Origin of the sequence: Agarivorans sp. TSD2052 (assembly GCF_023238625.1) — a bacterium.
Lineage (GTDB): Bacteria > Pseudomonadota > Gammaproteobacteria > Enterobacterales > Celerinatantimonadaceae > Agarivorans.
Genome location: NZ_CP096670.1, coordinates 2,609,553 through 2,622,118 on the forward strand (window position 1 = coordinate 2,609,553; position 12,566 = coordinate 2,622,118).

At 43.0% G+C, this 12,566-nt stretch carries 11 protein-coding genes; 3 read left to right on the forward strand and 8 right to left on the reverse strand.

Annotated elements, in window-relative coordinates; translation table 11 throughout:
* The first annotated feature begins 289 nt into the window (after nt 1-289).
* Both M0C34_RS11820 and M0C34_RS11825 read left to right on the forward strand, forming a co-directional pair.
* Nucleotides 290-670, forward strand: a complete 381-nt coding sequence (locus M0C34_RS11820; RefSeq protein ID WP_248711888.1) for a hypothetical protein — start codon at nt 290-292, stop codon at nt 668-670.
* Between the two features lie 113 nt (nt 671-783).
* Nucleotides 784-1,416, forward strand: coding sequence for a hypothetical protein (locus tag M0C34_RS11825; RefSeq protein ID WP_248711889.1), 633 nt, complete (start codon nt 784-786; stop codon nt 1,414-1,416).
* Nucleotides 1,417-1,585: 169 nt separating this feature from the next.
* Here the strand turns inward: M0C34_RS11825 and M0C34_RS11830 are convergent, their stop codons facing one another.
* A complete protein-coding gene (locus tag M0C34_RS11830) occupies nt 1,586-2,524 on the reverse strand; it encodes a DUF808 domain-containing protein (protein ID WP_248711890.1) in 939 nt (312 codons plus the stop codon).
* Nucleotides 2,525-2,767: 243 nt separating this feature from the next.
* On the opposite strand from M0C34_RS11830, the gene M0C34_RS11835 reads away from it, so the two are divergent.
* Entirely contained in the window at nt 2,768-5,608 is a 2,841-nt protein-coding gene (locus M0C34_RS11835; RefSeq protein WP_248711891.1) for an EAL domain-containing protein, read from the forward strand.
* A 97-nt stretch (nt 5,609-5,705) separates the two neighbouring features.
* Here M0C34_RS11835 and M0C34_RS11840 read toward each other — a convergent pair whose 3' ends face one another.
* The 7 genes from M0C34_RS11840 to pspA form a co-directional block, all read right to left on the reverse strand.
* Nucleotides 5,706-6,785, reverse strand: a complete 1,080-nt coding sequence (locus M0C34_RS11840; RefSeq protein WP_248711892.1) for a DM13 domain-containing protein — start codon at nt 6,783-6,785, stop codon at nt 5,706-5,708.
* Nucleotides 6,786-6,943: 158 nt separating this feature from the next.
* Nucleotides 6,944-8,122: a cystathionine beta-lyase gene (locus tag M0C34_RS11845; protein ID WP_248711893.1), complete on the reverse strand. Its 1,179-nt coding sequence runs from the start codon at nt 8,120-8,122 to the stop codon at nt 6,944-6,946.
* Between the two features lie 68 nt (nt 8,123-8,190).
* Nucleotides 8,191-9,297 (reverse strand): 3-isopropylmalate dehydrogenase, encoded by a 1,107-nt coding sequence (gene leuB / locus M0C34_RS11850; RefSeq protein ID WP_248711894.1) that lies wholly within the window; start codon nt 9,295-9,297, stop codon nt 8,191-8,193.
* Between the two features lie 230 nt (nt 9,298-9,527).
* A complete protein-coding gene (locus M0C34_RS11855; protein WP_248711895.1) occupies nt 9,528-11,000 on the reverse strand; it encodes a TyrR/PhhR family helix-turn-helix DNA-binding protein in 1,473 nt (490 codons plus the stop codon).
* A gap of 259 nt (nt 11,001-11,259) precedes the next feature.
* Nucleotides 11,260-11,634: an envelope stress response membrane protein PspC gene (gene pspC / locus M0C34_RS11860; RefSeq protein WP_248711896.1), complete on the reverse strand. Its 375-nt coding sequence runs from the start codon at nt 11,632-11,634 to the stop codon at nt 11,260-11,262.
* Complete coding sequence (gene pspB / locus M0C34_RS11865; RefSeq protein WP_248711897.1) at nt 11,634-11,861, reverse strand: envelope stress response membrane protein PspB; 228 nt, start codon at nt 11,859-11,861, stop codon at nt 11,634-11,636. The genes pspC and pspB overlap by 1 nt, the downstream gene beginning before the upstream one ends.
* A gap of 8 nt (nt 11,862-11,869) precedes the next feature.
* Nucleotides 11,870-12,532: a phage shock protein PspA gene (gene pspA / locus M0C34_RS11870; RefSeq protein WP_248711898.1), complete on the reverse strand. Its 663-nt coding sequence runs from the start codon at nt 12,530-12,532 to the stop codon at nt 11,870-11,872.
* Nucleotides 12,533-12,566: the final 34 nt, after the last annotated feature.

Consider the following 12,566-nt stretch of genomic DNA (forward strand, 5'->3'; position numbering starts at 1 on the left):
AAATAATTTGCTGGCTCATTTTTGCACCGTTACGTGTTACAATTCCCTCTGGTCTACTCCTAATAAACCTATGCACCCATATTTTGTGGGCAAATCTCTTAGGAGTACACACAGGTGATTTGTAATTCCTCCTTTCCACAAGGGCTCGCATCCTTTTATGCTGATTTTTTTGTTACTTTAGAGCTAGGCGGCTGATGTAGCTTAGAAAAGGTGATAATCTTTTTTAATTCAATGACAAGAGGAAAAATTCCTTGTTTAAACAATGCACTTTTCCTCTTAAGAAGCTGTTATGCGATATATGGAATTTCAAACTCTCACCAATAAAGTAAATGAAGGCAAGGCACTAATCTACATGTGGGAAATCCATGGCGAAGATGGTGCCCTTACTGGTTGCTATTTAGGCAAAGCCAAAGGTGGTAGTAAAAGGCCAAAGAGGCACTACAAGAGAAATGTTCGCCGCCTTCTACAAAATCAACCATATCGGAAGTCAAATCCCGAAGGCTATAGAAAAGTGCATCGTGCCTTAGCTGAAGCTACTCGTTGTGGCCATAGAATCACTTTATCTTTCCTTTGCAACATCTCGGAATCTGAGAATATAAATGACATCGAACAGCGGCTTATTAAAGAGCATGACTGTCAAGGTAATAAAAGCTGGCAATTAAATGGCTAGCGCATAACAAGGCAATGAAAGATCACCGGTAAACATAAACCGGCTCGTCGCCAATACGTAGGTTGCTCTTTGTGTTGCGGCGTTATGTGCCACTTGGACCTGAAGTGAGTTAAATGAGCATTTTTGAATTTTGGAAAGAAGTCGAATCAGGCGAAAAACACATTCACCCCGATGATAAAACGGTACTTGCTGAGTTAAAGCATTATCACAAGTCAGATCTAAACTACAGTTTTCCTCCGGGGCCATTTTTCGGCCCACTTAAAACAGCAAAAATCATTCTCTGTTATGCAAACCCAAGTGTGGATGCCCCATCCTTAGATACGGTTGCATGCAATCTCAATCGTGAAACGCTTATGAGACAACTAGATGGGGAGCAACCCTATCCTTATGAACTAAATGGCTGGGGGCAATGGTTTTCACAAAGAGCAAATAGCCTGTTTGGTGGAGACGTAAAGTTAGCAAGTAAGCAGCTCGCAGTAATAAACCTTATTCCATATGCTTCAAAGAGCATGGACAACGTAGAAAGAATAGCAAGTTGCTTACCCAGTGCTTGGGCTGCACAAAACTACCTAAGATATACATTGATACCCAAAGCGCTTAAAGGTGAAATTCTATTGGTAATGTGTAGGTCTGCTCATCTCTGGGGACTACGATCCAGTCACGGAAGTGATCATATCATCATTAATACTGCTAGGTCAGGCTTTGATCAAAATTCAAAGAAACGAATTACCGAGTGGCACACATAACAAACGCATGGACTTTAAAAGTTTGGCTTCACTCGCTGCGCTCGTTATTATAGCCAAATCTTTCAAAGCCCGTTATGCGGAACGCTACCCCTGACTTTTCTATACTTTCGTTAATCTGAAACGCCTTCAAATAAGCGAATGACCTAACAAACTTTTGTCCAAAAATGAGTTACATCACTTTGCCAAATACCCGCTTCGCAGCATTTATCAACAGCATCACGCCACCACCTGCCACAATGCCTATTGAGGCATCAAACAGAAGTGGTGCAACTATTTGGCTGATAGCGCCTAAGCCAGCGGCCCAATCTTGAATATGATGAGCATACATACTAAACAAGGGGATACCATGGCTTAAAATTCCTCCTCCCACCAGAAACATTGCTGCGGTGCCTACTACCACTAAAAACTTCATTAATAATGGGGCAAAACCTAATAAAGCTTGGCCAAGCCATTTCTGTAGTTTACTGCCGTTATTGTCTTCAGCCTGTTGCAGTAAATACAAACCGGCGTCATCTAGTTTTACAATGCAAGCCACCAAGCCATAAACGCCAATGGTCATTAATAAGGCAATACCAGAAACGGCGATACCCTGAGTTAACAAATTAGCCCCTACCATGCTGCCCATAGCGATAACTATGATCTCAGCCGATAAGATAAAATCGGTGCGAACGGCACCTTTTATTTTAGCTTTTTCAAAGGCAACCAAATCTATAGAGTCGTCTGAATTGGCTTTTAGCCTTTGCTGTTTATGTTGTTGCTCTTCGTCTCCATGAGGAAACAACACATGAAACACCTTTTCAAAGCCTTCAAAACACAAAAATAAACCACCAACAATTAGTAATATGCTAATAGCTACCGGTAAAAATACGCTTAAGGCTAACGCTGTAGGTACCAAAATAAGCTTATTAAGCAGCGAGCCTTTAGCTACCGCCCACACCACGGGTAATTCGCGATCAGCTTTAACCCCTGAGACTTGTTGGGCATTTAGCGCTAAATCATCCCCTAATACCCCTGCTGTTTTTTTTGCTGCCACCTTTGTCATTAACGCCACATCATCTAACACTGTGGCGATATCATCGAGTAAGGCTATTAAACTTAAACCAGCCATCCTAATCCTTGGAATATATAAACTAAAGGTATCCTAACGGAGAGCTTTAAAAGCAGCTAGTACTGTTTAGCGTTAATGTAGTCATTAGCTTATACCTAGCTCTCTTGCTTAACACCGCGATAGTGAACTCCATAAGCAAACTCGTGGTGTAAGCCCCTACCCCCTCAACTTAATATTTGTCACCCGGTCGACTCGATTTATCAGAGTATGGTGCTAGCATCTATACTATCTAGGTAGCGCAATATGTCAGTACCATCGTATTGCCAATATGCTAAGTCACCAAAGCACATTGATAGGCAGGGAGCCGCATTGCAAACACCCCTTTATAACATCAAAATTGTATTGTTAGGTTTAGCGCTATTAAGCGGCCTAAGCTTTTCTGTTCAGGCTAACAATATTTTGGTTATCCACTCTTACCATAATGAACACTTTTGGACTGGCTACCTTAAGCAAGGTCTCGATAACGCGTTCAAAGATGATGCGGATACCCGTTTATTCCATGAATATATGGATGCAAAACGCTACCCTAAAAGTCCATTTAAACTTAGCTTCTTAGACTACTTAAACACCAAATATGCAAATACTAATTTAGACGTGATTGTTATCTCTGACGACCCAGCGTTTAATTTGATTCGTGAACATCGAGAACAGTTTTTTAACGCTGTGCCCATTGTGTATTTAGGCATTAACCGAGTCAGCGATGAGGTGATAAATACCCCTAATATGACAGGTGTCTTTGAAAACCGAGATATTGCCGGCACTATTGTCAGCATAAAACAACAAACCGGCATTGATGAATTGATCCTGATAGTTGACCAAACATCTACTGGTTTAGCCAATTTAGCTAAAGCGAAAATGGTCATTGGACAACCCGAAGCGCCCAAGAAAATCCACATTATTGAAGAATTGATAGAAGACAACATCCCCGATACTTTTAGCCATTTCAACAGCAATATTCCGGTGTTATTAATAGGACAACTCACTAGCCCGCGTAACAATAATGCGCTATTAAGCTGGAACCAAGGCACCGAACAACTAGTCACTTGGACCAATAATCCTGTGTATACCATTGCTATTACTACCCTTGAATATGGTGCGGTGGGCGCTGATGAATTAGATGGCAGACAGCATGCTACTCGGGCCGCGGGTTTAGTTAAACGAATATTAGCGGGCGAAGCGCTTGCCAATATTCCGCCGATAACCACTGCCAAAAGCCAGTGGATATATAACTGGGAAAAACTACGAGAACACAACTACTCGCTTGAGTCTTTGCCAAGCGACGCAAGAATCATCAATAAAGAAGAAACCTTTTACGAAAAATATAAGTTAATGGTTCGCATTGTGGCGTCGGCTTTTATCGCCTCTATCTTTATCATCATTTTGTTGATGGAGGTTATTCGCAGAGGCAGTATTACCCGCCACTTGCTAGCAGAAAATGAATCTCGCTATCGTGACTTAGCTAAAGCAGGCGCCAATATTTTTTGGGAAACAGACCCTGGCCAACGTTTTAGTTATGTATCTGGCGATACCCAAACCCTGTTTGGCATACCAGAACAGCGGCTAATGGGTCACACGATCTCTGAACTATGCCGAACTAACCCCAACATGAATTTCCCCTGGTTAAGCTATGAAAAGGCGATTGCTTACCAACAACCACTAAGTAACTTGGTCTTTAAGCTCAAAATGCCCAGTAAAGACATCAAAATATTCTTACTTAACGGTAAACCTATTTTTGATAAAAATAAGACCTATCTTGGCTATAGAGGGATCAGTAAAGAAATAACCGAAGAACACTTGCTTACCAAAAAACTCGCTTACCAAGCGGCTTATGATTCTCTCACTGGCTTAATAAATCGCAGCAGCTTTAACGAGCAGCTCAAATCTTATGTTCAGCAACATCAAGATCCCCATTTAGACGCCTACCTGTGCTTTCTAGATCTAGACCGCTTTAAATTGGTTAATGACACCGCTGGCCACTTAATTGGCGATGCGATGTTAGCTGAAGTAGCAACGGTGATAAGCCAATGCATAAGCAAGCAAGATATTATTGGCCGCTTGGGAGGGGATGAATTTGGCTTAATTTTGGTGAATAAATCCCTCGCTGAGGCTCAGGCACTATGCGAAGACATCATCGCTCAAGTAAAAGACTATCGCTTTGTTTGGAATCAACGCATGTTTAACGTTGGCATTAGTATTGGCATGGTTCCGGTTACTGGCTCACTGAATGAAACCGAACTATTAAGTAAAGCCGATTTGTCTTGTTATAAAGCCAAAGAGGAAGGCCGTGGAAGAGTGTATATTGCTAACTTAGACAACGATGACCTTTTTGATGAAGAACAGCAAATGGGTTATATCGCTAATGTCGCTCAAGCTATTGAACAACAACAATTTTACTTAGTGAAACAAGTGATTTCGTCACTCGACACCGGTAATAACAAGCAGCATTACGAAATCTTGATACGTTATCGAGATGATCAAGGTAAAACCGTTCCACCGAGTCTATTTATACCCGCAGCAGAAAAACACAGTGTGATTACTATCATTGATCAATGGGTACTTGAAACGGTATTTGAGCGCTATCACCAGTATTTTCCTGATGGTGACACGGTGGTATCAATTAACCTGTCGGGTATTAGTTTAAGCAATGATGAATTTGTGAGTAGCGTTATCAACTTGGTGAAAAACTCTTCGGTGAACCCTAAAAATATTTGTTTTGAAATAACCGAGACCGTGGCCATTTCTCAACTTTCTCGTGCGCTTGATTTTATGCGCGAAATGAAAGCCTTAGGTATAAAGTTTGCCTTAGATGATTTTGGTAGCGGCGCCTCGTCATTTACCTACCTAAAAAGCCTACCGGTGGATTACTTAAAAATTGATGGCAGCTTAATCGTTAACATTGTGAGTGAGCCTACTGACCGAGCCATTGTTGAATCAATCAACGCTATCGCCCATATGATGAATATGAAAACCGTGGCTGAATTTGTAGAAAACCAGGCGATCCAAGCGGTGCTAGAAGAGATTGGGGTTGATTACGTGCAAGGTTACGGCATAGGTAAACCTAAGCCTTGTGAACCGAACCTTTAACCACCAACAGCGAGGGACAAGCTCACTGTTGCTGTGTTACCGGCCATGCTCCAATACCGTTTGAGCCAAATAACCATTAAACAATAGTTTGAGGCATTTAGTTAAAGAGACCATCACCAAAACTGACGCTAAAATCTTTACACCAAACACTAATGCCACCTAAGCTATCCAGTTGCCCAGCATTAGACAAACTCAAACTAAGCGAGTCGTTAACGTAGCTTGGTCCATTTATGGTGCTACCTATATCAAAACCACCTAGCTCGTAATTGCTGGTTGGTGCACCGTAAAACACTACGTCAGGGCCTTCTCCGTCATAGGTAAATCCAGTGACTTCTAACGTACAGTTATCAACAATCTCTACCCTGCCACTGACACCATGAGAAAGAGTACTGAGCATAGCGACCTGGCCCACTTTGGGGTGATTTGCGGCGTTACAGCTAAAGGTTTGGCTAGCATTAATACTTTCAACGTAGCTGGCAATATCCGCTAAGTCTTGGTTAGCTAAACGTTGTTCACTCCAAAATGGCATATTCCCTTCAACCAAGTTACTAAAGTACTCACTTGCTGAAGGCCCAGAGCTTCTTACTTTGCTTGCCACTTGTGCCGCGCTTAAGCCAGAGCCATTGAGATTTTTGGCCAGATTACTGCCTACGGCATTTTCACCGTGGCACGTGGCGCAGGTTTGATTGAATAATTGCTCGCCATGCGCAGCATTCGCCCCACTAAAGTCGGTAATGGCTGGCACTTGGTTAAACACAATTTCTTCGGCTGTCGTGCTATCAGTTAAGCTTTCAAGATATTGCTGCAACGCTGTCCACTGTTCACTATCTTCGCGATAACTTGAGGTATCCATCCAATCAACCCGACAGTTATTTACAGCATCAATCAGTTCACTGAAGTTGCCGTTATAAAAGGCATTGCGCTTGACCGCATTAAACAGCGGGTGCGCTGGTCGATGCAGCTGATTACTGTCTAATTGTTGGTTATTTTCTTGCGTAGCATGGCAGGTACTGCAGGCAAACTGATTACCGTTAACATCGGCTTGGTTAAACAGCTGCTGGCCACTTAAGGGTTGTGCAGGCTCGTTACTGCCCTCTCCTCCTCCACAAGCACTCAACAAAATTGCAGTAGAAAAAACTAATCCTGTTTGAAAAAAGGATAAACGGTGGTTAAACATGGGCAGTCCTTTGCTTTCGTTGTTATTTAACGCTAACAAAGCTTTGTTACTTCAACAAGCCGATATCAAAAACGTTATCAAATTGTGATAACTTCAAATAAAAAAGCCACCTTAACTATTTTTATAGTAAAAGTGGCTTTAAGTGACACTACATCATGTTACAACTCAGCGTTAAACCTCGCTAAGCCCGCGTCTAAGTCGGCAATCAAATCTTCGGTATCTTCTAAACCAATGTGCACACGGATTAAGGTTCCGCTAGCTTGCCACTGGGTAGCTGTTCGCAATTTATCAACACCGTTCACGCCCATAATTAAGCTTTCATAGCCGCCCCATGAATAGCCCATTTTAAAATGTTCCATGCCATCGAGTAGTGCGGTTAATGCCGCTTGGTTACCGCCTTTCATGACAAATGAAAATAAACCACACGAGCCTTGAAAATCTCGTTTAAAGAATTCATGGCCTGGGCAACTGTCTAGTGCCGGGTGGCGAACATGGTCTACGTCATCTCGACTCGCTAACCAATTAGCTATCTGTAGGGCATTTTTCTCGTGCTGGGCTAAACGCACCCCAAGGGTGCGCATGCCACGCATTGCTAAGTAGATATCATCTGGCGAGGTACATTGGCCCAGTAAGTAGGAGTTTTCTCGAAGTTGGTCCCAGCAGTGCTTATTAGCAACGGCCGTGCCTAACATCACATCAGAGTGACCCACGATATACTTGGTGGCCGCTTGGATTGAGATATCTATATCAAAATCAAAGGGACTAAAATTAAGCGGTGACGCCCAGGTATTATCAAGCATTACCACAATGTCTTGGTCTGCAGCACGTGCAGCAGCAACAATCGCCGGCGAATCTTGCACTTCCATGGTTAACGAACCTGGCGACTCTAGAAAAATCACCTTAGTATTGTCTTGGATTAGCGCGCTTATTCCCGCACCTATTAGCGGGTCATAATAGGTGGTTTCAATACCATAGCGGGTAAGCAGCTTTTCACACAGATCACGGGTAGGCTCGTAAGCGGTATCTACCATCAGTAAGTGATCACCCTGCTGTAGAAATGATAAAAGTGCACCACTAATGGCAGCTGTTCCACATGGGTAAAGGGCACACCCTTCGCCGCCCTCGATTTCAACCATTGCTTCTTGAAAAGCAAAATGAGTTTGGGTACCACGACGCCCATAAAATAGGGTTTTATCATGACGTTTGGCAGTGGCTTGTTTCATCTCTTTAACGCTAGAGAACACCACCGTGGAACCACGAGAAACAGGCGGATTAACTAAGCCCTGTGTCCATTTTTTATCGCGCCCAGCGCTGACTATTTTAGTTGATTTTTTCATCGTACTTAAATCCAGATTAGCAGCAACAAAAAACCAGCCCGTAGGCTGGTTATTAACAGTAGGAGCGATTAAGCACGAGGGGCTTTATTAAGCTCTTCTACTACCATATCACCAAATGCATCGGTGTCGATAAGTTTTGCATCGTCGCCTTTAGCTAAGTCTGGAGTACCGTAACCATTGGCAAATACTGACTTCATAGCGTGCCATAGGTTTTTAGCTTCTTTGTCCATGCCAAAGCTCATTTCTAGCATTAAGGCTACAGAACCAATCATTGAGTATGGGTTGGCAATGTTTTTACCAGCAATATCTGGAGCGCTGCCATGAGATGGCTCGTAGTAAGACTTTTCTGGCCCCATGCAGGCTGAAGGCATTAAGCCTAAAGAGCCTAAAATACCGCCGCCTTGGTCACTTAAAATGTCACCAAACATGTTTTCCATTACCATTACATCGAATAGACCAGGATTCAGGCACAGGTAGGTAGCCGCTGCATCCACTAAGATGTGCTTAACTTCTACATCTGGGTAATCTACGGCAACTTCTTCTAATACTTCATTCCATAGTACGCTTGATTTTAATACGTTACTTTTATGGATGTTATGTAGTACTTTTTTGCGGCGCTGTGCAGTTTCGAAGCCCACTTTAAGAATATCGCGAATTTGGTCTTCGTCGTATTCAAGGACTTCTCTAACATAACGCTTACCGTTTTCGTCTTTACCCATTTCTTTCTCACCGAAGTACAAACCACCCACTAACTCTCGGATGATCATAATATCGATGCCTTCACCCACAACTTCTGGCTTAAGAGGTGAAAAATGCGCTAATTCTTTAGGCAAGTAAACAGGACGGAAGTTAGCGTAAGTATTGTAACGACGACGAAGTGGCAACAAAGCACCGCGCTCTGGCTGCTCGTCTACTGGGATCTTTTTAGAGTCTTCGTGATTTAAACCGATGGTACCTTTTAAAATGGCATCAGCTTCATCACAAATGGCGATGGTTTCTGCGGGGAAAGATTTGCCCGTTTCGAAGTAGGCGACGGCGCCAAATAGGGCTTCGTTTAATTCAAATGCTACTTCAGGGTTACGCGCTTCAACCGCTTTAAGTACTTTGACCGCTTGCTTCATTACTTCAGGGCCGATGCCGTCACCAGCCAATAAGGCGATCTTATAGGTCTTCATTGTGTTTGCGTCTCCGTTGCATAATTTATTTTTTTAGTTGCCGCATGATAGCAAAACCAGCGCTAGGGTAAACCACCGAGCAAAAATTTTTACTCTTCATGGCAAGGTGCTTAGTGGCGACTAGGGTTTGATATTGATTTTTGCCGTGGTTTTTGGCCGTTATATCAGTAATGCAGGCATTGTATGTAAAGATAAAAAGGGCGCCGCGCCGTAAAAACAGCCTAATGACCCTAATTATCTAAATCAGTTTTATTGCGAATATTATGTTCACGCAGTTTATTGGCAATGGCGGTATGTGATAAGCCCAGTTTCTTGGCGAGTAGTCGAGAACTAGGATGCTGAGGGTAATGGTAGCTTAACAAAAGATGTTCAAACTGCCCCATCGCTGAGTGGTAATCTTGCTGCAGCAAACTTTCTACGCTTACATCGTCCACCACTCTTTCGTGATGATATTTAATGTCGCTAACTTGCCAAGATTTCATACTGCCTATATCCAGAGAGTTTTGCAGCACCTGATAAAGCTGAGGAATATTGCCCGGCCAACTAAGGGAACTAAGGTAGCGTTTTACTTCTCGGCTAAGCCTTGGCGCAACCTCTTGATGCTTGGCATATTGAAAATCTAGCCAAGATTGAGTAAGCGGTACGATATCTTCTTTACGTTGACGAAGAGGCGGCACATTAATGCTATTTTTAATCATTGAGTAATAGCTATCCCCTCCCCACATAGCCGCCAGTTGATCAGGGCTATAACGACTAGAGAAAAGTAAGTGCTTAATGCCGAGTTGTGGAGCGGTTAACGAGACAATGGCATCTTCTATTTCACTACTTTTTAAATGCTCGATATTGGTCAACAAAACCGTATTAGGTTTTTCAGCGGCTATCTCTGCTAGCTGCTCTGATAAGCTATGTTCTTGGTTTTGGCAGCTCACACAGTGAAAATGTTCATCGCTGCCCATTGATAACTCATTAAGCAAGCGAGCTAAAAAGCGCTTACCAACCCCTGCTTCACCAAACAGCAAAGTAGGCATAGGATGTTCATTTAGGCGTTTCAGGCTGTTAAGCACATTGTTGGTTTCATCGCTACTTGCCACCAAACGCCCTTCACTGATACCGAGTTCTATCTGAGACAAATCAAAACTCGACTCTAACCAATGCGCTGATTTAAACAGCATTATGGCACCGGGCAAATGTGAAAATAAGGATGTTTCAGACAGCGGTATGATGTCAGCCATATAAACACGACCACTTAGCTGAATTTCAACTAATTCGCGTTTACCTGAACCACTACCAAACCAACGTTGAACACTAAAGCCCCGTAAAAACTTACTGATATCGCTATTGGCAAGTGGTTGGGGGGTATCACCACAAGATTGTTCAAAGGCTTGATTAAACTGACGAATTTGAGCCGACTTATCAATCAGCACCACTGGGTAAGGAACATTATCGAGTAAGATTTGAACTTCTTTATGCTCTACCTCTGAAGGCAGAGCAGACACGATCCGCGCATCGGAAACACCTTGTAAATAACGAAATTCGCTAAGTAACTGCTGAGTAAGTGGAAGTTCAATTTCGGTGATATGAAGGAATAAATGTCCGCTATCAACACTTTGCATGGCTTGTAATGCAAGGCCGTGTTTAACTAACACTCCTAACACAGCGCTAAAAACTTGGGTATTCTGTTGGCAGTTTAACTCTATGCGCATGACGCGCCCATGTCTTTATTTAACCATAGAGACAGGCCTTTAGGCCCCTGTAAAAACTCACAGCAACACCGCATTCCGTCTTGTCCAGCGATCCATACTAAACGCAAAAAGCTCTCCTAGTCCCTATTGCCCTGCGGCTTTGCAGGTGCAAAAATATGTTTACACTTCTTTAGTCTAACCAAAAAAGTGAGTTTAACCCAAGCGTCATTTAACATTCACTTGAGTTATTTGAACTCGGTATTTAAATTTTGCCTTTGCTTTATAAATTTTTGAACTGACTATGTAACTCAAAATCGCGAGCGGTGACTACCTTTTCAACCTTGCGTAGCCGGTGTTCAAAATTATCAAATTGGTGTTCTAGCTCTTTAATTGCTTGGCTTGGCGTACCTCCGCGTTGCCATACTTTCGATTTAATCGTTACCGACTCATCACCCACTTGGTCGCTCGGTCGCTTGTCTAAAAATAGCCAAGCCGCCCCGTAGATGATGAAAAATAGGCCCAAGTTGGTAATTGCAACAGTGACAGCAATAATCCGGATTAACCAAGTTTCGGCACCTAAGCTATGGGCGAGTCCTGCACACACACCAGCTACTTTCCCTTTAGCGGGGTCACGGTATAAGGGTTTGTCAAACATTAGCTGTCCCTCCAGTGTGGTACGCTTTCATCTAAAATACTTTCTAGAGCACCAATACGCGCCGACATCTCTTTTGCTCGTGCAGCAATAACGGTAAGTTGCTCGCGCTCTTGCTCGCTAATACCATGCTCAACTTGGCGCTTGCTCTTGTAATGTAAAATTAGCCATAACGGCGCCACTATCGCCATAAATATAATTAACGGAGTGACAAATAAAGTAGTAAGCATAGCGTCTCCTATTGCTCTAACTTAGCTTTGAGTTTACTGAGTTCTTCAGCAATTTCTGCATCTGCGCTCAATTCAGCAAACTGTTTATTGAGGTCTGGGTTGTTCCCGTCGGTACCAAGCACTTCGGCTTTCGCTTCAAGTTGATCAATTTTAGCTTGGAATTGCTCAAATTTTTCGCGGGTTTTTAATGCCCGCTCATTGTCGAGCTGCTGCCTTACTGCGTGACGATTTTTGGCCGTAGTTTGCCTTGCGAGCAACCCTGCTTGGCGATTACGCGATTCACTGAGTTTCAGCTCTAGTTGTTCTATCTCTTGTTGTAATTGCGATAAGCTATCATCGACTAATGTTAGCTCATGTTGTTGCTGCTTTACTGATTCCTGAATATGCTTTTTTTCAACCAAGGCCAAGCGAGCTAAGTCATCACGTTGGCGACTCAATGCGAGTTCAGCTTTGCCTTGCCAGTCTTCAGCCTGCTGCTGTAAGTTATCTATTTTGCGAATTAACTGCTTTTTGTCTGCCAGAACCTTTGCGGTGCTCGCACGCACCTCAACTAAAGTGTCTTCCATTTCCTGTATAATTAGACGCAACATTTTTTGTGGGTCTTCAGCCTTGTCTAACATGGCACTAATATTGGAATTAATGATGTCGGTTAAACGTGTAAACATTCCCATGGTATTTCCCCTTAATTGAGAAGAATAAAGTTAT

Coding starts and splice junctions, on each gene's coding strand:
- M0C34_RS11855 (WP_248711895.1), bottom strand. CDS start 11,000: ATGCGCATAGAGTTAAACTGCCAACAGAATACCCAAGTTTTTAGCGCT.
- M0C34_RS11835 (WP_248711891.1), top strand. CDS start 2,768: ATGTCAGTACCATCGTATTGCCAATATGCTAAGTCACCAAAGCACATT.
- leuB (WP_248711894.1), bottom strand. CDS start 9,297: ATGAAGACCTATAAGATCGCCTTATTGGCTGGTGACGGCATCGGCCCT.
- M0C34_RS11825 (WP_248711889.1), top strand. CDS start 784: ATGAGCATTTTTGAATTTTGGAAAGAAGTCGAATCAGGCGAAAAACAC.
- M0C34_RS11840 (WP_248711892.1), bottom strand. CDS start 6,785: ATGTTTAACCACCGTTTATCCTTTTTTCAAACAGGATTAGTTTTTTCT.
- pspC (WP_248711896.1), bottom strand. CDS start 11,634: ATGTTTGACAAACCCTTATACCGTGACCCCGCTAAAGGGAAAGTAGCT.
- pspA (WP_248711898.1), bottom strand. CDS start 12,532: ATGGGAATGTTTACACGTTTAACCGACATCATTAATTCCAATATTAGT.
- pspB (WP_248711897.1), bottom strand. CDS start 11,861: ATGCTTACTACTTTATTTGTCACTCCGTTAATTATATTTATGGCGATA.
- M0C34_RS11830 (WP_248711890.1), bottom strand. CDS start 2,524: ATGGCTGGTTTAAGTTTAATAGCCTTACTCGATGATATCGCCACAGTG.
- M0C34_RS11845 (WP_248711893.1), bottom strand. CDS start 8,122: ATGAAAAAATCAACTAAAATAGTCAGCGCTGGGCGCGATAAAAAATGG.
- M0C34_RS11820 (WP_248711888.1), top strand. CDS start 290: ATGCGATATATGGAATTTCAAACTCTCACCAATAAAGTAAATGAAGGC.